A 324-nucleotide genomic window follows, 5' to 3' on the forward strand; every position below is an offset into this window, starting at 1 on the left:
ATGATTTCCCAAATTGCCCAGATTGAAAACGCAATGAAGGCAAATGACGAGAAAATCAAAGAAACGAAGCAAGAAATCAAAGATACTGAAAAAGCGATAGATTCACTAAAGAAAGAAATTAAAGCTTTGGAAGATAGAATCGCTAAACGCGAGGAAGTTTTGAAAGAACGTGCAGTTTCATTCCAAGAGAGCGGCGGGGACGTTGACTAACTGGAAGTCGTTTTAGGTTCGAAAAGCTTTGGTGAGTTCGTTAACCGTGTTGGCGCGGTGGCAACGATCGTGGAAGCTGACCAGCAAATCCTTAGCGAACAGGAAGCGGATAAA

At 42.6% G+C, this 324-nt stretch carries 1 pseudogene; it reads left to right on the forward strand.

What is annotated here, in order from left to right:
* Positions 1 to 33 precede the first annotated feature (33 nt).
* Positions 34 to 324, forward strand: a pseudogene (locus CVN76_RS32275) (coiled-coil domain-containing protein); the annotation flags it as partial.

Source organism: Bacillus sp. mrc49, from assembly GCF_002803435.1.